This is a genomic window from Mycobacterium sp. E1214 (assembly GCF_001666755.1).
Taxonomy (GTDB): Bacteria; Actinomycetota; Actinomycetes; order Mycobacteriales; family Mycobacteriaceae; genus Mycobacterium.
The window spans coordinates 23,705-46,775 of the sequence record NZ_LZJC01000123.1 but is presented as its reverse complement, the minus strand read 5'-3'; the positions used below and the strand labels follow the sequence as shown (position 1 = coordinate 46,775).

At 73.5% G+C, this 23,071-nt stretch carries 20 protein-coding genes, 1 tRNA gene and 1 pseudogene; 12 read left to right on the top strand and 10 right to left on the bottom strand.

Annotated elements, in window-relative coordinates; genetic code table 11:
* Positions 1-5: 5 nt before the first annotated feature.
* Positions 6-1,019, bottom strand: a complete 1,014-nt coding sequence (gene selD, locus A5700_RS16845; protein ID WP_068066033.1) for a selenide, water dikinase SelD — start codon at positions 1,017-1,019, stop codon at positions 6-8.
* A gap of 19 nt (positions 1,020-1,038) precedes the next feature.
* On the opposite strand from selD, the gene A5700_RS16840 reads away from it, so the two are divergent.
* The 3 genes and pseudogenes from A5700_RS16840 to A5700_RS16830 all read left to right on the top strand — a co-directional run bounded on the left by A5700_RS16840 (position 1,039) and on the right by A5700_RS16830 (position 4,046).
* Positions 1,039-1,133, top strand: a tRNA-Sec gene (locus A5700_RS16840).
* A 5-nt stretch (positions 1,134-1,138) separates the two neighbouring features.
* Positions 1,139-2,364, top strand: a pseudogene (selA, locus tag A5700_RS16835) (L-seryl-tRNA(Sec) selenium transferase).
* Positions 2,352-4,046, top strand: a complete 1,695-nt coding sequence (locus tag A5700_RS16830; protein WP_068204866.1) for a selenocysteine-specific translation elongation factor — start codon at positions 2,352-2,354, stop codon at positions 4,044-4,046. The pseudogene selA and the gene A5700_RS16830 overlap by 13 nt, the downstream one beginning before the upstream one ends.
* Here A5700_RS16830 and A5700_RS16825 read toward each other — a convergent pair.
* Positions 4,043-6,166 (bottom strand): FUSC family protein, encoded by a 2,124-nt coding sequence (locus tag A5700_RS16825; protein WP_068067845.1) that lies wholly within the window; start codon positions 6,164-6,166, stop codon positions 4,043-4,045. The genes A5700_RS16830 and A5700_RS16825 overlap by 4 nt on opposite strands.
* A gap of 24 nt (positions 6,167-6,190) precedes the next feature.
* Positions 6,191-6,655, bottom strand: a complete 465-nt coding sequence (locus A5700_RS16820; protein WP_068067848.1) for a GatB/YqeY domain-containing protein — start codon at positions 6,653-6,655, stop codon at positions 6,191-6,193.
* On the opposite strand from A5700_RS16820, the gene A5700_RS16815 reads away from it, so the two are divergent.
* The 5 genes from A5700_RS16815 to A5700_RS16795 are packed head-to-tail and all read left to right on the top strand — an operon-like array spanning position 6,654 to position 11,934.
* Entirely contained in the window at positions 6,654-7,805 is a 1,152-nt protein-coding gene (locus tag A5700_RS16815) for a hypothetical protein (RefSeq protein WP_068204893.1), read from the top strand. The two genes, A5700_RS16820 and A5700_RS16815, sit on opposite strands and share 2 nt — an antisense overlap.
* Positions 7,806-7,830: 25 nt before the next feature.
* Positions 7,831-8,484 (top strand): DUF4129 domain-containing protein, encoded by a 654-nt coding sequence (locus A5700_RS16810; RefSeq protein WP_068070287.1) that lies wholly within the window; start codon positions 7,831-7,833, stop codon positions 8,482-8,484.
* Positions 8,484-9,623, top strand: coding sequence for a DUF4350 domain-containing protein (locus A5700_RS16805; protein ID WP_068070288.1), 1,140 nt, complete (start codon positions 8,484-8,486; stop codon positions 9,621-9,623). Before A5700_RS16810 ends, A5700_RS16805 begins: the two co-directional genes overlap by 1 nt.
* On the top strand, positions 9,620-10,600 hold the full coding sequence (locus tag A5700_RS16800) for a MoxR family ATPase (RefSeq protein WP_068070289.1): 981 nt from the start codon (positions 9,620-9,622) through the stop codon (positions 10,598-10,600). The genes A5700_RS16805 and A5700_RS16800 overlap by 4 nt, the downstream gene beginning before the upstream one ends.
* Positions 10,600-11,934 (top strand): DUF58 domain-containing protein, encoded by a 1,335-nt coding sequence (locus tag A5700_RS16795; RefSeq protein WP_068070290.1) that lies wholly within the window; start codon positions 10,600-10,602, stop codon positions 11,932-11,934. Before A5700_RS16800 ends, A5700_RS16795 begins: the two co-directional genes overlap by 1 nt.
* 10 nt (positions 11,935-11,944) lie before the next feature.
* Here A5700_RS16795 and A5700_RS16790 read toward each other — a convergent pair whose 3' ends face one another.
* A complete protein-coding gene (locus tag A5700_RS16790) occupies positions 11,945-12,937 on the bottom strand; it encodes a stage II sporulation protein M (RefSeq protein ID WP_068070291.1) in 993 nt (330 codons plus the stop codon).
* Between the two features lie 77 nt (positions 12,938-13,014).
* Here A5700_RS16790 and A5700_RS16785 point away from each other — a divergent pair, with 77 nt between their 5' ends.
* Complete coding sequence (locus A5700_RS16785) at positions 13,015-13,842, top strand: RDD family protein (protein ID WP_068070292.1); 828 nt, start codon at positions 13,015-13,017, stop codon at positions 13,840-13,842.
* 2 nt (positions 13,843-13,844) lie between these two features.
* Here A5700_RS16785 and A5700_RS16780 read toward each other — a convergent pair whose 3' ends face one another.
* Positions 13,845-14,228: a hypothetical protein gene (locus A5700_RS16780; protein WP_068070293.1), complete on the bottom strand. Its 384-nt coding sequence runs from the start codon at positions 14,226-14,228 to the stop codon at positions 13,845-13,847.
* A 149-nt stretch (positions 14,229-14,377) separates the two neighbouring features.
* Here A5700_RS16780 and A5700_RS16775 point away from each other — a divergent pair, with 149 nt between their 5' ends.
* On the top strand, positions 14,378-15,100 hold the full coding sequence (locus A5700_RS16775) for a PadR family transcriptional regulator (RefSeq protein WP_068070294.1): 723 nt from the start codon (positions 14,378-14,380) through the stop codon (positions 15,098-15,100).
* A gap of 28 nt (positions 15,101-15,128) precedes the next feature.
* Here the strand turns inward: A5700_RS16775 and glpK are convergent, their stop codons facing one another.
* On the bottom strand, positions 15,129-16,595 hold the full coding sequence (glpK, locus tag A5700_RS16770; protein ID WP_068070295.1) for a glycerol kinase GlpK: 1,467 nt from the start codon (positions 16,593-16,595) through the stop codon (positions 15,129-15,131).
* A gap of 141 nt (positions 16,596-16,736) precedes the next feature.
* Between glpK and A5700_RS16765 the strand changes: the two genes are divergently transcribed.
* Positions 16,737-18,209 carry a glutamate--cysteine ligase gene (locus A5700_RS16765; RefSeq protein WP_068070296.1) on the top strand — a complete coding sequence of 491 codons (1,473 nt, stop codon included), beginning with the start codon at positions 16,737-16,739 and terminating at the stop codon, positions 18,207-18,209.
* A gap of 19 nt (positions 18,210-18,228) precedes the next feature.
* A complete protein-coding gene (locus tag A5700_RS16760) occupies positions 18,229-18,918 on the top strand; it encodes a class I SAM-dependent methyltransferase (protein ID WP_068070297.1) in 690 nt (229 codons plus the stop codon).
* Here A5700_RS16760 and egtE read toward each other — a convergent pair.
* The 4 genes from egtE to egtB are packed head-to-tail and all read right to left on the bottom strand — an operon-like array spanning position 18,915 to position 23,048.
* Positions 18,915-20,063 (bottom strand): ergothioneine biosynthesis PLP-dependent enzyme EgtE, encoded by a 1,149-nt coding sequence (gene egtE / locus A5700_RS16755; RefSeq protein WP_068204864.1) that lies wholly within the window; start codon positions 20,061-20,063, stop codon positions 18,915-18,917. The two genes, A5700_RS16760 and egtE, sit on opposite strands and share 4 nt — an antisense overlap.
* On the bottom strand, positions 20,060-21,025 hold the full coding sequence (egtD, locus tag A5700_RS16750; protein ID WP_068070299.1) for an L-histidine N(alpha)-methyltransferase: 966 nt from the start codon (positions 21,023-21,025) through the stop codon (positions 20,060-20,062). The genes egtE and egtD overlap by 4 nt, the downstream gene beginning before the upstream one ends.
* Positions 21,025-21,735: an ergothioneine biosynthesis protein EgtC gene (gene egtC, locus A5700_RS16745; RefSeq protein WP_068070300.1), complete on the bottom strand. Its 711-nt coding sequence runs from the start codon at positions 21,733-21,735 to the stop codon at positions 21,025-21,027. The genes egtD and egtC overlap by 1 nt, the downstream gene beginning before the upstream one ends.
* Positions 21,735-23,048, bottom strand: coding sequence for an ergothioneine biosynthesis protein EgtB (gene egtB / locus A5700_RS16740; protein ID WP_068070317.1), 1,314 nt, complete (start codon positions 23,046-23,048; stop codon positions 21,735-21,737). The genes egtC and egtB overlap by 1 nt, the downstream gene beginning before the upstream one ends.
* Positions 23,049-23,071: the final 23 nt, after the last annotated feature.

Here is a 23,071-nt window from a genome sequence, read left to right as displayed (position 1 = left end):
CGGGGTCAGCGCACCACGATGGTGTGTGCGCCGCGCGGCACCAGTTCGCCGACGACGGGGGCGCCCGGGATCTCCCCGGCGATCAGCAGGCCCCCGGAGGTCTGCGCGTCGGCGAGCAGCAGCGCCTCGGACTCGGCCACCCGCGTCAGGTCGGCGTGCGGCGCCACCCACTCGAGGTTGCGCCGGGTGCCCCCGCTGACGTAGCCGGCCGCGAGCGCCTCGCGGGCGCCGTCCAGGTAGGGCACCGCCGCGGCGTCGAGCACGGCGGTGACGCCGCTGGCCCTGGCCAGCTTGTGCAGGTGCCCCAAGAGCCCGAATCCCGTCACGTCCGTGGCGCATTCGGCGCCGGCCGCCAGCGCCGCGGCGGACGCCTCGGCGTTCAGAGTGGTCATGGCCTCAACGGCCTGCGGGAAGCGTTCGCCGGTGGCCTTGTGCCTGCTGTTGAGCACGCCGACACCCAGCGGCTTGGTCAGCGTCAGCGGCAGGCCCGGGCGGCCGGAGTCGTTGCGCAGCAACCGGTTCGGGTCCGCGATGCCCGTCACCGCCAGCCCGTACTTGGGTTCGGGGTCGTCGACGCTGTGCCCCCCGGCCAGGTGGCAGCCCGCGGCCGCGCACACGTCCAGCCCGCCGCGCAGCGTCTCGGCCGCCAGCTCGAACGGCAGCACGTCGCGCGGCCAGCCCAGCAGGTTGACCGCCACCACCGGGCGCCCGCCCATGGCGTAGACGTCCGACAGCGCGTTGGTGGCCGCGATGCGGCCCCAGTCGTAGGCATCGTCGACGACCGGGGTGAAGAAGTCGGTGGTCGCGATCAGCGCCGTGCCCCCGTGCAGGCGCACCACCGCCGCGTCGTCGCCGCTGTCCAGGCCGACCAGCAGCTCGCCGACCGGGTCGCGCGCCGGGGCGGCCCCCAATCCCTTCACCACCTCTTCGAGCTCGCCGGGCGGGATCTTGCACGCGCACCCGCCGCCGTGGGCGTACTGGGTCAGTCGGTAGGTCGCCGGGGTGGTCACGGCGTCCATAATTGTCCTCATGGTCCAGGGAGGTGTGTCCGGTCTGGTGACCGGCGCGGTCTTCAAAACTGACGAGCGGCAGACGCTGCCGCTGGCGGGTTCGATTCCCGTCCGCCTCCGCCACCTCCATGCCTGACGACCCGAGGCGCCAGGTGCCCCGCACCGACGCGCTGCTCGCCGATCCGCGGCTCGTCGAGGCGCAGCGGGTGCTGGGCCGGACCCTGGTGAAGTCGGTGGTCGCCGACGCCCAGCAGCGGGCGCGCGCCGGGGAGATCGAACCCGAGCGGGTCGCCGAGCACGCCGTCGCCGCGCTGCCCGCCACCGCGTCGAGCCTGCGCCCCGTCGTCAACGCGACCGGCGTGGTGGTGCACACCAATCTGGGCCGGGCTCCCCTGTCGCGGGCGGCGCTGGACGCGGGGGCGCGCTGGCCGCGCTGGCCGCCGCGGTGCCCGGCGCCGGCGGCGTGCACGTCGTCAACAACAACGCCGCGGCTTTGGTGCTGGCCGCGCTCGCGCTGGCCCCCGGCAAGGAGATCGTGCTCAGCCGGGGCGAGCTGGTCGAGATCGGGGACGGCTTCCGCATCCCAGAACTGCTGGCCGCCACGGGGTCTCGGCTGCGCGAGGTGGGGACCACCAACCGCACCCACCTGCGCGACTACACCGAGGCCGTCGGCCCCGACACGGGTTTCGTGCTCAAGGTGCACCCGTCGAACTTCCACGTCAGCGGGTTCACCGCCGCCGTCGAGGTCCGGGAGCTGGCCCCGGTGCTCGGCGAGCGGGGCGTGCCGCTGGTGGCCGACATCGGGTCCGGGTTGCTGCAACCGCATCCCGCGCTGCCCGACGAGCCGGACGCCGCGTCGATGCTGCGCGACGGCGCCGACCTGGTCACCGCGAGCGGGGACAAGCTGCTCGGCGGCCCGCAGGCCGGCCTGCTGGTCGGCCGGGCCGACCTGATCGAGCGGCTGCGCCGGCACCCGACCGCGCGCGCCCTGCGCGTCGACAAGCTGACGCTGGCCGCGCTGGAAGCGACGCTGCTGGGCCCGCCGCCGCCGGTGGCGCAGGCGCTGGCCGCCGACCCGGCGCGGCTGCGCGCCCGCGCCGTGGCCCTGGCCGCGCAGCTGCCCGACGCCCGGGCGGTCGACTGCGCCGCCGCCGTCGGCGGCGGCGGGGCGCCGGGGGTCGCGCTGCCCAGCGCCGCCGTGAGCCTGCCCGAGCCGTACGCGGCTGCCCTGCGCGCCGGTGACCCGCCGGTCGTCGGGCGCCTCGAGGGTGGTCGCTGCCTGCTGGACCTGCGCACCGTCGCGCCGGAGGACGACGCGCTGCTGGCCGCGGCGGTGCGGGCGTGTTCGTCATAGCGACCGCGGGGCACGTCGACCACGGCAAGTCGACGCTGCTGCACCGGCTGACCGGCATGTGGCCGGACCGGCTGGCCGAAGAGCGGCGCCGGGGCCTGACCATCGACCTGGGCTATGCGTGGACCGAACTGGGCGGCCGGCAGCTGGCGTTCGTCGACGTGCCCGGCCACGAGCGTTTCGTCGCCAACATGCTGGCCGGGGTCGGTGCCGTCCCGGCGGTCGTCTTCGTGGTGGCGGCCACCGAGGGGTGGATGCCCCAGTCCGAGGAACACCTGGCGGCCCTCGACGCGCTCGGGGTGCGCCACGGTCTGGTGGTGATCAGCAAGGCCGACCTCGCCGATCCCCGCCCGGCCGTCGCGCAGGTCGGCGAGCGGCTCGCCGGCACCTTCCTCGCGGGCGCGGCCGTCGCCCTCGGCACCGACCTGGACCGGGTGCGTGCGGAGCTGGTGGCGCTGACCGGCCGGCTGCCCGCCCCGGATCCCGGCGCCGACGTGCGACTGTGGATCGACCGCTCCTTCTCCGTGCGCGGCGCGGGGACCGTGGTGACCGGGACGCTCGCGGCCGGCACGGTGCGCGTGGGCGACGAGCTGGAGCTCGCCGGGCGCCGCGTCACCGTCCGCGGGCTGCAGTCGCTGGGCCGCGACGTCGCCGCGGCCGGGCCGGTGTCCCGCGTCGCGCTGAACCTGCGGGGCGTGGATCGCCACGACGTCGGCCGCGGCGACACCGCGCGGACGCCGGGCGCCTGGCTGGACACCACCGAGGTCGACGTCGCGTTGCGGGCCCCGGGCCCGCTGCACCGTCAGCTGGTGCTGCACATCGGCTCGGCGGCCGTCGCGGTGCAGGTGCGCCCGCTCGGGGCGCCGGCGGCACGGTTGCGGCTGGCGCGGCCGCTGCCACTGCGGGTGGGTGACGTGGGGCTGTTGCGCGACCCCGGCGAGCACCGGATCGCGGCGGGCATCACCGTGCTCGACGTCCGCCCGCCGCCGCTGCGCCGCCGCGGCGCGGCCCGGGTCCGCGCCGCCGAGCTGGCGACGGGCCGCGCGCACCCGCCCGCGTGCGCCCGCGTCGGCGAGTTGCGCGCGATGGGCCTGCCCGCGTACGGGGAGCGGGTGGGCGACTGGGTGGTGGACCCGCAGTGGTGGGAGGCGCGGCGGCGCGACGCCGTCGAGCAGGCGCGCCGCTGGGCCGACGACCACGCCATCGCGGCGGGCATGCCGATGGAAACCCTGCGCCGCGGCGTGGGGCTCCCGGCCGCCGAGCTGCTGGCGCCGCTGCTGGCGGGCACCGGCCTGCAGGTGTCCGACGGGCTGGTCCGCGCGCCGGGAGCGGGACTGCCCGCCCGCGTCGAGAAGGCGGTCGGCACCGTCGAGGACTGGCTGGCGGCCGAGCCGTTCCGGGCGCCCGAGGCCGACGAGCTCGCCGAGCTCGGGCTGGGCCCCAAGGAGTTGGCCGCCGCCGTGCGCGCCGGCCGGCTGACGCGGATCGCCGACGGCGTCGTGCTGGGCCCCGACGCCCTGGACCGGGCGGCGGGCGTGCTGGCGACGCTGCGGCAGCCGTTCACCGTCAGCGAGGCCCGCCGCGCGCTGGACACCACCCGGCGGGTCGCGGTTCCGCTGCTGGAGCTGCTCGACGCCCGGCGCGTCACCCGGCGTGGCGCCGACGGCACCCGCACCCTGCGCTAGCCCGCGACGACGGCGGCTTCCGGTGTCACGCGCGAAATGTATTCCAGCTGAGCAAGATTGGCCGCGACGGTGACGAGCGGCTGCGCGTTCTCGACCGTCAGCGCGTCCCCGCGGCTTTCGCCGCGCAGCGCGCGGACGAACTCGCCCGCCAGGGGCGGCCCGGGGCCGTCGTCGCGCCCGGCGATCTGCCGTTCCACGAAGTCCAGGTGGCGCTCCAGCACCTCGCGGGTGCCGGGGCAGGCGCCGCCCGGGGGCAGCGTCCTGATGTCGGCGATCAGGTCGGCCGCGATGCGCACCCAGGTGGCGTGGTTGGCCGCCCGCACCACCGGCGTCCGCAGGTGGGCCTCGCTGCCGGTCTCCCGAAGGTATTGCCGCACAGCGTCGTCCACCATCCGGTTGCCCAGCCCCGCCTCGCGGCCGAGGGCCGCGAGCGCGACCGCGTCGCCCGGATGGCGGGTGACGCGCAGCACCGCCGCCCGCAGGTAGCGCAGGTTGACGCGCTGCGCCTCGGCGATGAGCGCCGACGCCGCGGCGGACGCCCCGCGCGGCCACAGCAGCAGCGAGACGATCAACCCCATGGCGGCGCCCATCGCGACGTCCTCGATGCGCAGCAGGCCCACGCGCCAACCGCTGGGGTCGGTGAGGTTCAGGGTGATCAACAGGCTCAGCGCGCCCATCGCCTGGGCGACGCCGAACGAGAAGAGCCGCGGCAGGTAGGCCGACCCGAACACCGACACGGGCAGCAGCGCCCACAACACCTCGGACCGGGCGCCGACGGCCGCCACCAGCGCCGCGCCCAGCGCGATGCCCAACGCGGTGCCCACGACGGCCTGCACCACGCGGGTTCTGGTGGACACCGCGCTGCTGCCGAGCACCGTCATGGTGCCCACCACGACCCAGAAGCCGTGCTGCACCGGGTGCAGGTGCGTGACGGCCACGGCCAGCGCCAGGCCGACGCCGGTGCGCAGGCTGTTGTGCGCGGCGACCGACCGCACCCCGAGGAAGCGCGACGGAATCGCTTGCGACGCGGCCGCGGAATCCGGCGCCGGGCGGTCGGTGAGCCCGCTCGGCGGCAGCCGCAGACCCAGCGCCCGGGCCCAGGCGGGCCGGGCGTCGGCGGCCACGGCCGCGGCCACCACCCGGCCCGTCAACCCGATCGTCGTCGTGACCACGCGGCAGGACAGCAGCCGCCGACCGGCCGCAATGGCGGCCGCGTCGTCCGTGGCCTCGAGGATCTGGCGCACGGCGTCGCGGTAGCGCTCCCGCGCCAGCGCCCGCAGCCGCGGCAGCGAGCGGCCGAGGGCGTCGCGGTCCGCCGGCTCGTCCGTTTCGAGCATGGCGGCGCAGCGTCGCAAGATGTCGACGGCCGGATCGGCGATCGGCCCCAGCACCGCGCCGGTGTCGGCGTCCACGGTGTCGGACGCCAGCTCGAGGAAGTCGACCACCCGCACCAGCGCGCGGCTGCCGGCGCTCAGGCCGACGGGTTGGTAGGCGACGGCCATGAACTCGGCGCGCAGCCCGTCCATCGCCTCGACGACGGCGTCGGCCGGGCCGCAGCCCTCGATGCGGTCGGCCAGCACCCGGCACGCCTGCGCGGCCTTGCTGCGCAGGCCGTCGTGGTGGCGCGGCGGGAACAGGTACAGCGCCGCCGGCACGCACACCGCGACGGCGATCAACCAGCCCAGCAGCCGGTCGGCGAGGGATTCCGCCGGGGTGCTGACCGGCCACACGAAGGCCAGCAGGACGGCCCGCTGTCCGGCGGACAGGGTGGCGCTGGCCGCCGCCGCGTACGTCACCGCGGCGCCCAGCGCGAACACGATGGCCACGGCCAGCCAGGGGACGGGCGCGAGCAGGCTGCCGGCGACGATCAGCGGCGTCGCGCCGGCCGCGAGGCCGAGGTAGGCGATTGCGCGCTGACGCCGGTCGCCGGGGAACTCGGTGACCACCAGCAGCCAGATGGAGCCCAGTAGCGCGAACAGCGGCGCCGTCCGGCCGCCCACCAGGGCCAGCGCGATGCCGGCCGCCACCGGGACCATGACCGCGGCCCGCAGCGCGCGGCGCAGCCCGTCGCGCTGCGGGTCCTTGTCGCGCAACCGCTGCAGCAGCGGCCGGATCGGCATGCCTGGATGATAGGGCGGGCCCCGCTAGAGCCGGTCCTTGACCGCGGCGGACAGCCGCGCCCCGTCGGCCTTGCCGGCCGCGATGGCCGTGGCGGCCTTCATGACCAGCCCCATCTGCCGCATCCCGGGCCGCTCGCCGAGCTCCTCGGCGACCTGGGCGATCGCGGTGTCGGCGACGTCGGCCAGCTCCGCCTCGGTCAGCGGGGTCGGCAGGTACTCGTCGATCACCCGGGCCTCGGCGTGCTCGGTGGCCGCGAGCTCGCCGCGGCCGTTCTGCGTGTAGACCTCGGCCGCCTCCGCCCGCTTGCGGGACTCCTTGGCGAGCACCTTGACGACCTCCTCGTCGGAGAGCTCGCGGGCCTGCTTGCCGGAGACCTCCTCGTTTTGGATCGCCGCGAGCAGCATGCGCAGGGTGGCCGTGCGCAACTTGTCCTTCGCCTTCATCGCCTCGGTGAGGTCGGCCCGCAGCCGGGCCTTCAGTTCCGCCATAGCCCAGACGCTACGCGCCGGGGGGATCGAGAAGATTGAGAAATGGCCGGTCCGCCGACAGGATGGAGCCCATGACGAACGACGGCCCCGCCAGCAAAGGTCGCGGCACCCGGTGACCGCGCCGCCCCCTGGCTACCCGGCCGGTCCGCCGCACGCCTACGGCCCGCCGTGGTCGGCGCCGCTGGCCAAGCCCGGAATCATCCCGCTGCGGCCGCTGACCCTGGGCGAAATCTTCAACGGCGCGGTCGGCTACGTCCGCGCCAACCCCAGGGCCACCCTGGGGTTGACGGTCGTCGTCGTGGTGGCCATGCAGATCATCAGCAAGACCGCCTTCTACGGTCCCCTGGCGGCCTACGGCCGGTTCTCGGACACCAGCTCGCAACGGCTGAGCTCCGCGGTGATCGGCGCCTCGCTGGCCTCGGTGGGCGCCGGCGTCCTGGTGACCGCCCTGGGCGGCATGCTGCTGTCGGGCATGCTGACCGTGATCGTCGGCCGCGCGGTGTTCGGCGCGCCGATCACCATCGGCGAGACCTGGACGATGATCAAGGGCCGGCTGCTGCCGCTGTTGGGGCTGGCGCTGCTGGAAATGGTTGCGGTGGCGTCGCTCGGTGGCCTGGCGGCCGTGATCGTCGCTGTGCTGGCGGCGATCGGCAGCGCCGCGGTGGCGGTGGTCGTGGGAATCCCGCTGTTCCTCGCCGTGGTCGCGCTGCTGGTGTACCTGTGGACGATCGTCCTGTTCGCGCCCGTCCTCATCGTCCTCGAACGGCTGCCCGTGCTCGACGCGCTGACCCGGTCGTTTCGGCTGGTGCGCGGCGGCTTCTGGCGGGTGTTGGGGATCCGCGCGCTGACCTTCCTGGTGGCGGCGGTCGTGGCCAGCGCCGTCGCCGCGCCGTTCAGCATCGCCGGTCAGGTCCTGCTGGCCGGGACGCCCACCACCGGCATGTTCCTACTCAGCACCGTGATCGTCTCCGTGGGGGCGTCCATCGGGGAGATCCTCACCGCGCCGTTCAACGCGGGCGTGGTGGTGCTGCTCTACGCCGACCGCCGCATGCGTGCCGAGGCGTTCGACCTGGTGCTGCAGACCGGCGCCGCCGGCGGGCCCGCCGCGGTCGCCTCCACCGACAACCTCTGGTTGACGCGGCCCGCGTAGCGGCCGAGCGAGGACTGACTGACCCGTGCCCTCCATCGACATCGACCGCGATGCCGCGCAGCAGGCCGCCCAGGCCGAACTCGACAAGCCGATCTACTCCGAAGGCTCGGCAACCGAGCAACTCGCCGAATGGCTCAACGAGACGATCTATCGGTTGCTGCAGGCGACGTCGCACCTGCCCGGCGGCTGGCTCACCACGACCGTGCTTGTCATCGCGCTGGGCATCGCGGTGATCGTCGCCGTCCACCTGGCGCGCCGCACCCTGCGCGTGCACCGGCGCGGCGATCACCTGCTGTTCGAGGCCGCGCAGTTGACCGCCGCGCAGCATCGCGCGACCGCGGAAGCCTATGCCGCGCAGGGTGACTGGGTCGCGGCGATTCGCCATCGGCTGCGTGCGGTGGCGCGCGAGCTCGAGGAGACCGGCGTCGTCAATCCCGCGCCCGGGCGCACCGCCAACGAGCTCGCCGCCGACGCGGGCGCGGCGCTGCCCCACCTGTTGAGTGAAATGTCGCAAGCCGCCACGGTGTTCGACGACGTCACCTACGGTGAACGGCCGGGAACCCAGGCCGGCTACCGAATGATCGCCGACCTCGACGACCACCTGAGGTCGCGCGTGCGCGGCCCGGCACCGGCGGGTGCCGGCGGCGCGGCCACCGAATCCTGGGCCCGGGTGCGCTGATGACGACCGCCGCCCGCCCCCGCAGCGCACCCCCGGCGCGGCGCCGCCGGACTTGGCAATGGGTGATCGTCACCCTGACGGTGCTCGCCGTGATCGCCGGTATCGAGGCCTACCTGACCGCCCCGCGGCCCGGCGCGCCGATGGACCCCGAATCGACCGGCCCGGACGGCGCCCACGCGCTGGTCACGCTGTTGCGCGAGGCCGGGGTCGACGTCGTGGTCGCCGACGGCATCGCCGACGTGGAACGCGCGGCGCGCCCGGACGCGCTGATCCTGGTGGCGCAGACCCAGTACCTGACCGACCCGTTGCTGGACCGCCTCACCAGGGCGCCGGGCGACCTGCTGCTGGTCGAGCCGACCGCCCGCACCCGGGAGGCGTTGCTGCCCGGTGTGCGCGTGTCGCCCGCCAGCGACTTCGACACCGATCCGGATTGCCCGCTGCGTGAGGCGGTGCGGGCCGGTTCGGTGCGGTTCGGCGCCGCCGAGAGCTACCGGATGCCCGACGCCCGGCGGGTCACCTCCTGTTACGGCGGGGTGCTGATCCGGTTCCGCGACGACGGGCGGGTCGTGACGGCGGTCGGCAGCGCCGACTTCATGGCCAACGCGGAGCTTGCCCACGCGGGCAACGCCGCGCTGGCCATGAACCTGGCGGGTGACCGGCCTCGGCTCATCTGGTACGCACCCCACCACACCGAGGGCGAATCACCAACGCCCACTTCCCTTTTCGACCTTGTCCCGGCGAACGTGATCTGGGTCGTCTGGCAGCTGTGGCTGGTGGTGCTGCTCGTCGCGCTGTGGAAGGCGCGCCGCCCCGGCCCGCTGGTCGCCGAAGACCTGCCGGTGGTGGTGCGCGCGTCGGAGACCGTCGAGGGCCGCGGCCGGCTGTACCGGTCGCGCCGGGCGCGCGACCGCGCCGCCGCCGCGCTGCGCACCGCCGCGCTGCAACGGCTGCTGCCGCGCCTCGGCCTGGGTGCGGGGGCGCCCGCCGCGGCGGTGGTGGCCACCGTCGCCCGGCGCAGCGGGGCCGACGCCGGGTTCGTTTCCTATCATCTGTTCGGCCCGCCTCCGGCCACCGACGCCGACCTGTTACAACTCGCCCGCGCGCTCGACGACATCGAAAGGCAGGTCGCACACCCGTGACACAACCGTCTTCCACCACCGACAGTCCCACCGCCGATGCGGCACGCGAGGCGCTGCTGGCGCTGCGCGGCGAGCTCGCCAAGGCCGTCGTCGGGCAGGAGGGGGTGGTCAGCGGCCTGGTGATCGCGCTGCTGTGCCGGGGCCACGTGCTCCTCGAGGGCGTCCCCGGGGTCGCCAAGACGCTGCTGGTGCGGGCACTGGCGGCCGCGCTGCGCCTGGACTTCAAGCGAGTGCAGTTCACGCCCGACCTGATGCCCGGCGACGTCACCGGCTCCCTGGTCTACGACGCGCGGACCGCGGAGTTCGCCTTCCGCCCCGGCCCGGTGTTCACCAACCTATTGCTCGCCGACGAGATCAACCGCACCCCGCCCAAGACCCAGGCCGCGCTGCTCGAGGCGATGGAGGAGCGTCAGGTCAGCGTGGACGGCGAACCGCGGGCGCTGCCCGACCCGTTCATCGTGGCGGCCACCCAGAACCCGATCGAGTACGAGGGCACCTACCAGCTGCCCGAGGCGCAACTGGACCGGTTCCTGCTCAAGCTGAATGTCGCCCTCCCGCCGCGGGATTCGGAGATCGCCATCCTGGGACGGCACGCGCAGGGCTTCGATCCGCGCGACCTGTCCGCGATCCAGCCGGTCGCCGGCCCGGCCGAACTGGCCGCCGGCCGCGACGCGGTGCGGCACGTGCTGGTCGCCGACGAGGTGCTGGGCTACATCGTCGACATCGTCGGCGCCACCCGGTCGTCGCCGGCCCTGCAGCTGGGCGTCTCCCCGCGCGGCGCGACCGCCCTGCTGGCGACGGCCCGATCCTGGGGCTGGCTGTCGGGCCGCAACTACGTCACCCCCGACGACGTCAAAGCCATGGCCCGCTCGACCCTGCGCCACCGGGTGCTGGTGCGCCCGGAGGCCGAGCTCGAGGGCGCCACCCCCGACGGGGTGCTCGACGGGATCCTGGCCTCGGTCCCGGTCCCCCGCTAGTGGTCATCACCGGACGCACCGGCCTGGTCGCGGTGATCTGTGTCGCGCCCATCGCGTTGTCACCATACCCCGCAACAACTTTCGCGGTTCTCGCACTGGCGCTGAGCATCGCGGTGGCCGCCGACGTCGCCCTGGCGGCAAGCCCTCGCGGGCTGCGTTACACCCGGTCGCCGGATCGCTCCGCCCGGCTCGGGCAAGACGCGGATTCGCAGCTGTTGATCCACAACGGCGGGCGGCGGCGCTTGCGCGGGCAGATCCGCGATGCCTGGCCGCCCAGCGCCCGCGCGGACCCGCGCAACCACCTCGTCACCATCCCGGCCGGACAGCATCGGCACGTCCGGACGGCCTTGCACCCGGTGCGCCGCGGCGACCTGCGCGCCCGCACCGTCACGGCCCGCTCGATCGGCCCGCTCGGGCTCGCCGGGCGCCAGGGCTCGCAGCCGGTGCCGGGCCGGCTGCGGGTGCTGCCGCCGTTCCTGTCCCGCAAGCACCTGCCGTCGCGGCTGGCCAAACTACGCGAGATCGACGGGTTGCTGCCCACGCTGACCCGGGGACAGGGCACCGAATTCGACTCGTTGCGCGAATACGTGGTGGGCGACGACGTGCGCTCGATCGATTGGCGGGCCACCGCGCGGCGCGCGGACGTGGTGGTGCGCACCTGGCGACCCGAACGCGACCGCCGGGTGGTGATCGTGCTCGACACCGGGCGCACCGCCGCCGGGCGGGTGGGCCTCGACCCCGTCGCGCCCGGCCGCGGGGCCGACCCCGCGGGCTGGCCGCGCCTGGACTGGTCCATGGACGCCGCGCTGCTGCTGGCGGCGCTGGCCTCGCGGGCCGGCGACCACGTCGACTTCCTGGCCCACGATCGGGTCGGCAGGGCCGGCGTGTTCGGGGCGTCGCGCACCGAGCTGCTGGCCCAGCTGGTCGAGGCGATGGCCCCGCTGCAGCCCGCACTCATCGAATCGGATTGGCGGGCACTGGTTTCCGCCGTCGCCATGCGCGCCCGGCGCCGCTCTTTGGTGGTGTTGCTGACTGATCTCAACCCGGCGGCCCTCGACGAGGGCCTGTTTCCGGTGCTGCCGCAACTGTCGGCCAGACATCACCTGCTGGTGGCCGCGGTGTCCGATCCGCGCGTCGACGAGATGGCGGCGGGGCGCTCCGACGCGGCGGCGGTGTACGACGCGGCGGCCGCCGAGAAGTCGCGCAACGACCGGCGCGCGATCGCCTCCCGGCTGCGCGCCGGCGGCGTCGAGGTCGTCGACGCCCCACCCGGCGAGCTGGCGCCCGCCCTGGCCGACTGCTACCTGGCGATGAAGGCGACCGGCCGGCTGTGACCGTGCCCGCTCAGCCCGTGGGCACCACGTCGGGCGCGTCGTCGATGTCGCCGCTCTCGCCCGCCCGGACGGCGCGGCGGCCGAAATAGCCGATGTAACACAGGAATGCCGCCTCGGCGACGACGCCGATCCCGACGCGCACGACCGTGGGCAACGGCGACGGCGTCACCAGCGCCTCGATCAGCCCGGACACCAGCAGCACGCCCACCAGGCCGACGGCGACGGCGACGACGGCGCGGCCCTGCTCGGCGAGCACCTGACCACGCGGCCGGTCACCCGGCGCGATCACCGACCACCCGAGCCGCATTCCGACTGCGCCCGAGAGGAATACGGCCGTCAGCTCCAGCAGCCCGTGCGGGGCGAGCAGGCCCAGCAGCAGGCCGCCCTTGCCGGCGGGAAACATCAACCCGGCGATCAGCCCGAGGTTGGCGGCGTTCTGGAACAGGATGAACGGGATCGGCACGCCGAGCAGTATCGACAACGCGATGCACTGCGCGGACACCCAGGAATTGTTCACCCAGATCTGCAGCGCGAAGGCCGCCGCCGGATGCTCGCTGTAGTACGACTCCACGTCGTGGTTGATCAAATGCTGCACGTCGCTTGACGTTCCGACGGCGGCTTGCGCCTCAGGGTTGCCGGCCAGCCAGGTGGCGATCAGGACGACCACCGCGAAGAACGCCGCCGCCGTCCCGAGCCACCACCGCCAGCTGCGGTAGGCGACGACGGGGAAGGACACCGTCCAGAAGCGGGTGAACGTCGAGCTCAGCGGCGCGTGGGCGCCCGTCACGACCGAGCGGGCGCGCGCGACGAGGCTGGACAACCGGCCGACCACGACCGAATCCGACGACGCCGAACGCAGCATCGACAGGTGGGTGGCGACCCGCTGATACAACTCGACGAGCTCGTCGACCTCGGCGCCGGTGAGCGACCGGCGTTTCCCGATCAGCCGGTCGAGACGGTCCCAGGTGGCGGAGTGGGCCAGCACGAACGCATCGACATCCACCCGGGCCAGCGTAATCGCACCCGCTCGGCGGGTCGGCGCGGCCGCCCGCGCGCGCCCTACCTGTAACGTTCGGTGTCATGTCGGAGGTGGTGACCGGGGACGCCGTAGTGCTCGACGTGCAGATCGCCCAGTTGCCGGTGCGCGCGCTCAGCGCGCTGATCGACATCGCCGTGATGGCCGTCTGCTACCTGCTCGGGCTGCTGTTGTGGGCCGCCACCCTAACGCAGTTCGATTCCGCCCTGAGCAACGCCGTGCTGCTGATCTTCACGATCCTGGTCGTCATCGGCTATCCCGTCATCCTGGAGACGGCGACCCGTGGGCGCTCGGTGGGCAAGATGGCGCTGGGCCTGCGGGTGGTCTCCGACGACGGCGGCCCGGAACGGGTGCGCCAGGCCGTGTTTCGCGCGCTGGCCGCGCTGGTCGAGATCTGGATGCTGTTGGGCAGCCCCGCCATCGTCGCCAGCATCCTGTCACCCAAGGCGCAACGCATCGGCGACATCTTCGCGGGCACCGTGGTGGTCAACGAACGCGGTCCCCGGCCGGGTCCGCCACCCACGATGCCGCCGGCGCTGGCGTGGTGGGCCGCGTCGTTGCAGCTGTCCGGCCTGTCCCCCGGACAGGCCGAGCTGGCGCGTCAATTCCTGTCGCGCGCAACGCAACTCGATGGGCCGCTGCGCCAGCAGATGGCCTATCGCATCGCCGGTGACGTGCTGTCCCGCGTCGCCCCACCGCCACCCGCCGGCGCCCCGCCGGAGCTGGTGCTGGCCGCCGTGCTCGCCGAACGGCACCGGCGCGAACTGGCGCGCCTGCGCCAAACCCCGCCCGGGCACGCCCCGCCGGGCTGGCCGGCCGCGCCGGCGCCCCCAGATGGGGGGCTGCCCGGCGGCCTGGCGCCGCCGCGCTGAGCTCAGCCCGCCACGCTCGCCGCCATCAGCGCCACGTCGGCGATCAGCAGCGCCCAGCCGAGCAGCGGGACCCCGACGCCGCCGCGGCGCCCGGCGGTGCCGAACGAGATCGCGATGACGACCACGGCGACCGCGGGCGCCCCGTAGAAGGCGACGCCGAAGTCGATGCCGGTGTGACCGGAGCAGCTGGCGTCGCCGCAGCCGTCCGCGCTCATCGCGGCGCCCAGGGCGAACAACATCACGATCGCGGCGGCGGGCACCGTCCCGAGCGCTAGGCACCAGTTGACCCACAACCACGCGCCGCCACCCCGACTCTCCGGACGGCGTCCCGGCGCGCCACCGTGGGCCGCGCCGGGGCTCGCGGTGAGGTGATTGTCGCCGTTCATGCCCCTGTTCCTACCCGCGACGTGCCCGGACAAACGCCGCTCACACAATTCAACGTTGCATCGCGATAGTTTCCGATATATCGTGATGTTTCGTAAGACAACGAGGCGCGCCTCAGCGCCTCCCCACCAGACGTAAGGACTCTGCAACCATGAGCAACCCATTCATGACCCCCGGCACTCCGTTCGCCGGCCGCCCCGGCCTCGGGTTCGGCTTCGGTCCCGGCCCCGCCTTCGGCCCCGCACAACGGCGGGCGCTGCACGGCGCCAAGCGCCACGCCCGGCGCGAATTCTTCGACCACCTGCGTGAGCAGGCAGCCGACCACGACGGCCCACTCGGATTCGGTCCCGGGTTCGGGCCGGGCTTCGGTCCCGGCTTCGGCGCGGGGTTCGGGTTCGGCGGGCGTCGCGGCGGGGGACGTCGCGGCGGCCCCGGCCGGGGCCGTCGCGGTGACGTCCGCGCCGCCATCTTGGCGCTGCTTGCCGAGCGGCCGATGCACGGCTACGAGATGATCCAGCAGATCGCCGAGCGCAGCAACGGGCTGTGGAAGCCCAGCCCCGGCTCCGTCTACCCGACCCTGCAGCTCCTCGACGACGAGGGGCTGATCGCCGCCAGCGAGAGCGAGGGCAGCAAGAAGCTGTTCGAGCTGACCGACGAGGGCCGCGCCGCCGCCGACAAGATCGAAACCCCGCCGTGGGACGAGATCACCGAAGGGGCCGACCCCGGCCACCTGAACCTGCGGGCGGCCGTCGGCCAGCTGTTCGGGGCGGTGGCGCAGGCCGCGCACACCGCCAGCGCCGACCAGCAGCAGCGCATCGTCGACATCGTCAACAACGCGCGCCGAGAGATCTACGCCATCCTCGGCGAGGACTGACACACCTGGCACCGCGGCGGGCCCTAGATCAGGTCATCTCGACCCAGTCCAGGGTCCGCTGCACCGCCTTGCGCCAGCCCGCATACCCCGCGGCTCGCTGATCCTCGGACCAGGTCGGCGTCCACCGCTTGTCCTCTTGCCAGTTGTCCCGCAGGTCGGATGGATCGGCCCAAAACCCCACCGCCAGGCCGGCCGCGTAGGCGGCGCCCAACGCGGTCGTCTCGGCCACCACCGGGCGCACCACGTCCACCCCCAACACGTCGGCCTGGATCTGCATGCACAGGTCGTTGGCGGTGACGCCACCGTCGACCTTCAAAACCTCAAGGCGCACACCGGAATCCGCGGCCGCGGCGTCCACCACGTCGCGGCTCTGGTAACAGATCGCCTCCAGCGTCGCGCGGGCGACGTGCGCGTTGGTGTTGAACCTCGACAACCCGACGATCGCGCCGCGGGCGTCCGATCGCCAATACGGCGCGAACAACCCCGAGAAGGCCGGCACGAAATAGACCCCGCCGTTGTCGTCGACCTGCCGGGCCAGCGACTCGCTTTGCGCGGCGCCGCTGATGATGCCCAACTGGTCGCGCAACCACTGCACCGCCGCACCCGTGACCGCGATCGAACCCTCAAGCGCGTAAACGGGTTTGGCGTCACCGAACTGATAACAGACGGTGGTCAGCAGCCCGTTGTCCGATCGCACGATCGTCTCGCCGGTGTTGAGCAGCAGGAAATTTCCCGTGCCGTAGGTGTTCTTGGCCTCGCCTTGCGCCAGGCAGACCTGACCCACCATGGCGGCGTGCTGGTCACCCAGCATCCCGGTGATCGGGACCTCGCCGCCCAACGGCCCCGCCGGGGCGGACGAGCCGTAGGGCCGCGGCGACGACGACGGCACGATCTTTGGCAGCATCGCACGGGGAATGGTGAAAAAGGACAGCAGCTCGTCGTCCCAGTCCAGCGTCTCGAGGTCCATCAGCATGGTCCGGCTGGCGTTGGTGACGTCGGTGGCGTGCACGCCGCCGTGCGGGCCGCCGGTGAGATTCCACAACACCCAGGTGTCCGGCGTGCCGAACAGGGCGTCACCGCGCTCGGCGGCCTGGCGCACCCCGTCGACGTTCTCCAGGATCCACTGCAGCTTGCCCCCTGAGAAATAGGTCGCCGGCGGCAGGCCGGCCTTGCGGCGGATCACCTCGCCGCGGCCGTCGCGTTGCAGGGCCGCCGCGATCCGGTCGGTGCGGGTGTCCTGCCACACGATCGCGTTGCAGTAGGGCCGCCCGGTGCGCCGGTTCCACACCAAGGTGGTCTCCCGCTGATTGGTAATACCCAGCGCCACAAGGTCTTCGGGACCGAGATTGGCCCGGTTGAGCACCGACATCAGCACCGAGGAGGTGCGTTCCCAGATCTCGACCGGGTCGTGCTCGACCCAGCCGGCGCGGGGCAGGATCTGTTCGTGCTCGAGTTGATGGCGGGCCACCTCGGCACCATCGTGATCGAAGATCATGCAGCGGGTGCTGGTCGTTCCCTGGTCGACGGCTGCTACGAACTCGGCCAACTGCTTCCCTCCACACGCCACGGCGACCGGACAGCGAAACTCTAACGGCTGTACTTGCGTTCCCGGCGGCGAACCTGTTGCATCGGCGGTGTGGGCGACGAGGTCAAGCGCGCCACGTACAGCAACGCACATCGGCGGGAACACCGGCGCAAGGTGGGGCTGTGCCTGGACGTCTTCGAGACGATGCTGGGCCGGTCGTGCTTCGACTCCGCCGAGCCGCTCACCGGCATGGAGATCGAGTGCAACCTCGTCGACGGCGACTACCAGCCGGCCATGTCGAACCGGCACGTGCTGCAGGCCATCGGCAACCCGGCCTACCAGACCGAATTAGGCGCCTACAACATCGAATTCAACGTTCCGCCGCACGCCCTGCCCGGCCACACCGGCCTGGACCTGGAGGCCGAGGTGCGGGCCAGCCTGAACGACGCCGAGGTCGCGGCCGCCGCGGAGGGTTCCCACATCGTGATAATCGGCATCCTGCCCACGCTGATGCCCGAGCACCTCGACCACGACTGGATGAGTGAGTCGACGCGCTACGCCGCGCTCAACGACTCGATCTTCAGCGCGCGGGGCGAGGACATTCCGATCAACATCTCCGGACCCGAGCCGCTGAGCTGGGAGGCGGTGTCGATAGCTCCCGAGTCCGCCTGCACCAGTGTGCAATTGCATCTGCAACTGGCCCCGGAGACCTTCGCCGTGAACTGGAACGCGGCCCAGGCGGTGGCCGGCCCGCAGCTGGCGCTGGCCGCCAATTCGCCGTTCTTCTTCGGCCACCTGCTGTGGCCGGAGACCCGCATCGAGTTGTTCGCGCAGTCCACCGACACCCGGCCCGAAGAGCTGAAGTCCCAGGGGGTGCGGCCGCGGGTGTGGTTCGGCGAGGGCTGGATCTCCTCGGTGCTCGACCTGTACCGGGAGAACATCCGCTACTTCCCGTCACTGCTGCCCGAGGTATCCGACGAGGACCCGGTCGCCGAACTGGCCGCCGGGCGCACCCCGCAGCTGTCCGAGCTGCGGCTGCACAACGGCACCGTGTACCGCTGGAACCGGCCGGTCTACGACGTGGTGGACGGGCGCCCGCACCTGCGCCTGGAGAACCGGGTGTTGCCGGCCGGCCCCACCGTCGTCGACATGCTGGCCAATTCCGCCTTCTTCTACGGCCTGCTGCGCAGCCTGTCCGAGGCCGACGAACCGCTCTGGGAGAGCTTGGATTTCGCCGTCGCCGAGGCAAACTTCCTGGCCGCGGCGCGGCACGGCATCGACGCCAAGCTGCACTGGCCCGGGCTGGGTGAGGTGACGGCGCGCGAGTTGGTGCTCGACACGCTGCTGCCGCTGGCGCACGACGGCCTTCACCGGTGGGGCGTGGACCCGGAGGTGCGCGACCGGTTCCTCGGCGTCATCGAGGGCCGCGCCGCCTCCGGCCGCAACGGCGCCAGCTGGCAGGTGTCGACGGTGCAGACGCTGCAGGACGGCGGGATGACCCGGCCCGAGGCGCTGGCCGAGATGCTGCGCCGCTACTGCGACCACATGCACGCCAACACCCCGGTGCACACCTGGGAGCCGTGACCGCGCGTACGTTGGAGCCATGGCCGATCAAGTGATGGATTGGGACAGCGCCTACCGCGGGGAGAGCGAGTTCGACGGGCCGCCGCCGTGGAACATCGGCGAGCCGCAGCCCGAGTTGGCCGCCCTGATCGCGGCCGGCAGGTTCCGCAGCGACGTGCTGGACGCCGGCTGCGGTTTCGCCGAGCTGTCGTTGGCGCTGGCCGCCCAGGGTTACACCGTGGTCGGCCTCGACCTCACGCCGACGGCCGTCGCCGCGGCCACCAAGGCGGCCGCCGAGCGGGGCCTGACCTCCGCCACATTCGCCCAGGCCGATATCACCGACTTCGACAGCTACCCGGCGGGCCTGGAGGGGCGGTTCAACACCGTGGTGGACAGCACGCTGTTCCACTCGTTACCCGTCGATCACCGCGACGACTATCTGCGCTCTGTGCACCGCGTCGCCGCTCCGGGGGCCGGCTACTTCGTGCTGGTGTTCGCCAAGGGCGCCTTCCCCGACGGGTGGGAATCTAGGCCGAACGAGGTCGACGAAGACGAGCTGCGCGCCGCCGTCAGCCGCCACTGGGAGGTCGACGACATCCGGCCCGCGCACATCCACGCCAACATTCCCGACGCGCCCGGTGCTCCGATCGAGATGCCCAAGCACCCCCGCGACGAGAAGGGCCGGATGAAGCTGCCCGCGTTCCTGTTGACGGCGCACAAGGCCGGCTAGCCCGTCGCGGTCGCCGCCGCGGCGGCGATGAGCGCCTCGGCGAAGACCTCGAGGTCGCCGGCCGTGGTGTCCAGGTGCGGCGAGAGCCGCAGCCGGGGCCCGGCGAGTTCCAGCGGCGCGCGCTGCATCCCGACGAACGTGGTCAGGATCCGCCGCTCGGCGAGCAGCCAGTCCCGCACCGCCTGCGGGTCGGCGCCGTCCACCGGGGCCAGGGTGGTGATGGCGCTGGGCTCCTCGGCCTCCTCGACCACCGTCCACCCCGGCACGTCGCCCAGCAGGCTGCGGGTCAGGCTGCCCAGCCGGGCCAGGCCGGCGCGCACCGCGTCCGGCCGGAAGGCCAAATGCTCGCCCAGCGCGATCGCCAGGCCGACGCGCGCGGCCACGTTGGCCTCACCGAACTCGAGCTGCTGGGCCACCCCGACGGCCGGCGCCCAGGGCGGGCTCGCCAGCCGGGGCCGCAGCCGTTCCAGCAGCGCGGGACGCACGGCCAGCAATCCGACCCCGCGCGGCCCGGCCAGCCACTTGCGCGACGAGGAGTACAGGGCGTCGGCGCCCACGGCGCAGTCCACCTGCCCGAGCGCCTGGGCGGCGTCGACGACCAGCGGTAACCCGAGCTCGCGGCAGAGCTGCGCGAGCATCGCCACCGGCTGCACCACGCCGCTGTGGCTGGCGACCGCGGTCACGTGCACCAGGTCGGGCGGGTCGGATTGCAGGGCCAGCGCCGCGTCGTCGAGCGCCACCCGGCCGTCCTGCAGCGTCGGCAGCAGCCGGCGGTCGCAACCATAAGCGTCCAGCAGGGCCAGGTTGGGCCCGTACTCGCCGGGCAGGCACGCGACCGCCGTGCCTTGCGCCGGCCAGCTGCCCAGCAGCAGATCCAGCGCGTGCAGCGAGCCGGTGGTGAACACCACCTCGGCGTCGGGCATGCCGGCCAGCGCAGCGAACGCGATACGCCCGGCGTCGAGCACCGGGGCGGCCGCCTCGGCGGCGACGTAACCGCCGAGCTCGGACTCGTTGCGGGCGTGCCGGGCGGTGGCCTCGATCACCGCGACGCTCTGCCGGGAGCACGCCGCGCTGTCCAGGTGCAGCCCGGCCGCCGGCGGGCGGGCCGCCCGCCACCGGTCGGCCAACGAGTCCCCGGCCGTCACTTCACGGCCAACGACAACCCGAAATCTCCCGCGCCGTCGGTCCACCACCGGGTGCGCCGCAGGCCCGCGCTCAGCAGTTCGGCGCTCACCCCCGCCGGGCGGAACTTGCACGACACCTCGGTCAGCATCTCCTCGCCCCCGGCGAACTCGACCGTCAGGTCGAGCGCCCCCACCCGCACCCGCTGCGGGTCGCGGGCGCGCAACCACATCTCGATGCGTTCCTCGTCGGCGTTCCAGCGGGCTACGTGGCCGAAGGCGTCGACGTCGAAGTCGGCGTCGAGTTCACGGTTGATGACCGCCAGCACGTTGCGGTTGAACGCCGCGGTCACTCCCGCGGCGTCGTCGTAGGCCCGCACCAGCCGGTCGACGTCCTTGACGAGGTCGGTGCCCAGCAGCAGGCTGTCCCCGGGCCGCAGCTGCGCCGACAGCGCGGACAGGAAGCGCGCCCGCGGCTCGGGTGTGAGGTTGCCGATGGTCGACCCCAAAAACACGAACAGGCGCCGCCCGCCGCCCGGGATCTCACCCAGGTGCTCCTCGAAGTCGCCGCAGACGGCCTCGATCTCGACGCCCGCGTACTCCCGCTGGATGGCCGCCGCGGCGGTCGACAGGATGCTGGCGTCGACGTCGAACGGGATGAATTTGCGCAGCGACCCGCGCTCGTGCAGCGCGTCGAGCAGCAGGCGGGTCTTCTCCGACGTCCCGCTGCCGAGCTCGACGAGGGTGTCGGCGGCGCTGGCCGCCGCGATCTCGGCCGCCCGCGCCCGCAGGATCTCCGCCTCCGCGCGGGTGGGGTAGTACTCGGGCAGCCGGGTGATCTGGTCGAACAGGTCGCTGCCCACCGAATCGTAGAACCACTTGGGCGGCAGCGACTTCGGCGTCTGGCGCAACCCGTCGGCGACGTCGCGGCGGATCGCGTGGTACGCCGAGTCGGCGGCCAGGTGGTTCGACAACGACAGTGTCATCAAGATCCTTCCCAGGTGTTGAGCGGGGTCAGCGTGACGCCCGCGGCAGTGACGTCGACGAGGTGCCGGTCCGGGACGTCGTCCCAGCCCGGGTCGTCGTCGTAGGGTTCGCTGGCCAGGACCACGCCGTCGGCGCGGCGCAGGATGGACAGCGTGTCGCCCCAGGCCGTCGCCAGCAGCCGAGAACCGTTGGCGGCCAAAATGTTCAGCCGCGCCCCCGGATCGGCCGCCGCCACCTCCGCGACGGTCCGGCCCAGCGCGTCGAGCCCGCGGTCGAAGATCAGCGCCGCCAAAATGGCGCTGTCGCAGACAGATTCGGCCGACGACGACGCCGGTAGCACCGCGCGGTCGACGACACCGTTGTGCGAGAGCAACCACCGCCCGTCGGTGAACGGTGCCGTCGCGCTGGGTTCGATCGGCATCCCGACGGTCGCCGAACGCACCGCCGCCACCACGCAGCCGCTGCGCAGCGCCGGCGCCACCGACGCGAACGACGCATCGCCCCACAGCGGCGTCGGGCTGCGCCAGCGCCGGGGCACGTCGGCGCCCGACGAGCGATCGAAGAAGCCGACCCCCCACCCGTCGGCGTTGAGCAGGCCGTGCTTTTGGCGGCGCGGCGCGTAGGACTGGACGCCCAGCCCCTGCGGCGGGTCCAGCACCAGCGAGGCCACGCTGACGTCGGCGCCGAGCCAGCCCAGATGACGGCACATCAGGCGCGGTCCTGCACGTCCCAGGCCAGCCGGACGCCCGAGAAGATCTGCCGCCGGTAGGGGTGGTCCCAGTTGCGGAAGCTGGGCCGCAAAATGCTGGACGCGACCGCCCACGAGCCGCCGCGCAGCACCCGGTAGTCGCCGTCGAAGAAGGGCTCGGAGTAGCGCTGGTACAGCATCGGGGCGAATCCCGGCCACGGGCGCAGCGGCGAGCTGGTCCACTCCCAGACGTCGCCGAGCAGCTGTTCCACCCCGTACGCGGACGCGCCGGCCGGATAGGCCCCGACGGGGGCCGGACGCAGCGCCGTCCCGCCCAGGTTGGCGCGGTGGTCGGCCTCCGAGGGCGGCTCGGCGCCCCACGGGTAGCGGCGCCGCGCGCCCGCCGCCGGGTCCCAGGCGCAGGCCTTCTCCCACTCGATCTCGGTGGGCAGCCGAGCGCCGGCCCAGGACGCGTAGGCCTGCGCCTCGAAGTAGCTGACGTGTTGGACAGGCTCGTCGGCCGGAATGTCCTCGACGTGGCCGAACCGGGTTCGCGTCCGCGCGTCGGCGCTCCAGAATTGCGGGCCGACCAGTCCGACGGCCTGCCGGTGCTGCCAGCCGCGCTCGGACCACCACCGCGGCTGCCGGTAGCCGCCGTCGTCGACGAACTGGCGCCACTCCCCGTTGGTGACGGGCACCCTGCCGATCCGGAAGGTCGGCACGTCGACGACGTGGGACGGGCGCTCGTTGTCCAGCGAGTACGGTTCGTCGGCGGCGTCGACGCCCAGCACGAACGGGCCGCCGGGCACCAGCACCGAGGTGCCGGCCAGCCCGGGCCGGCCCGCGGGCACGGCGGACGCCCCGGTCAGCAGCGGCGCGCCGGAGCGCAGGTTCAGCGCCTGCAGCATGGTCTCGTCGTGCTGGTTCTCGTGGCTCACCACCATCGCGTAGGCGAACGCCGCCCGGTCGCCGGCGGGATCGTCGGGCAGCGCGTCGAGGGCGTCGAGCACCGCCGAGCGCACGGTGTTGCAGTAGGCCCGCGCCTTCTCGGGGGTCAGCAACGGCAGCTCGACGCGGCTGGCGCGCGAATGGGTGAACGCGTCGTAGAGCCCCTCGACCGCCGCCGGCAACATGCCGGGACGCGCCGGGTCACCGGCGCGCAACAGCCAGAACTCCTCCTGCTGGCCGATGTGCGCCAGGTCCCAGACCAGCGGGCTCATCAGGGGGTCGTACTGCCGGCACAGCTCCGCGTCGTCGAAGTCGACCAGCCGCAGCGTGCGGGTGCGCGCCCGCGCCAGATCGTCGGCGAGATCCTGCCGGCCTGACGACCGCAGGCGCGGCAGGTCGGAATCAGCAG

Coding starts and splice junctions, on each gene's coding strand:
- selD (WP_068066033.1), bottom strand. CDS start 1,019: ATGGACGCCGTGACCACCCCGGCGACCTACCGACTGACCCAGTACGCC.
- A5700_RS16825 (WP_068067845.1), bottom strand. CDS start 6,166: ATGCCGATCCGGCCGCTGCTGCAGCGGTTGCGCGACAAGGACCCGCAG.
- A5700_RS16820 (WP_068067848.1), bottom strand. CDS start 6,655: ATGGCGGAACTGAAGGCCCGGCTGCGGGCCGACCTCACCGAGGCGATG.
- A5700_RS16805 (WP_068070288.1), top strand. CDS start 8,484: ATGACGACCGCCGCCCGCCCCCGCAGCGCACCCCCGGCGCGGCGCCGC.
- A5700_RS16785 (WP_068070292.1), top strand. CDS start 13,015: ATGTCGGAGGTGGTGACCGGGGACGCCGTAGTGCTCGACGTGCAGATC.
- A5700_RS16780 (WP_068070293.1), bottom strand. CDS start 14,228: ATGAACGGCGACAATCACCTCACCGCGAGCCCCGGCGCGGCCCACGGT.
- A5700_RS16775 (WP_068070294.1), top strand. CDS start 14,378: ATGAGCAACCCATTCATGACCCCCGGCACTCCGTTCGCCGGCCGCCCC.
- glpK (WP_068070295.1), bottom strand. CDS start 16,595: ATGATCTTCGATCACGATGGTGCCGAGGTGGCCCGCCATCAACTCGAG.
- A5700_RS16760 (WP_068070297.1), top strand. CDS start 18,229: ATGGCCGATCAAGTGATGGATTGGGACAGCGCCTACCGCGGGGAGAGC.
- egtD (WP_068070299.1), bottom strand. CDS start 21,025: ATGACACTGTCGTTGTCGAACCACCTGGCCGCCGACTCGGCGTACCAC.
- egtC (WP_068070300.1), bottom strand. CDS start 21,735: ATGTGCCGTCATCTGGGCTGGCTCGGCGCCGACGTCAGCGTGGCCTCG.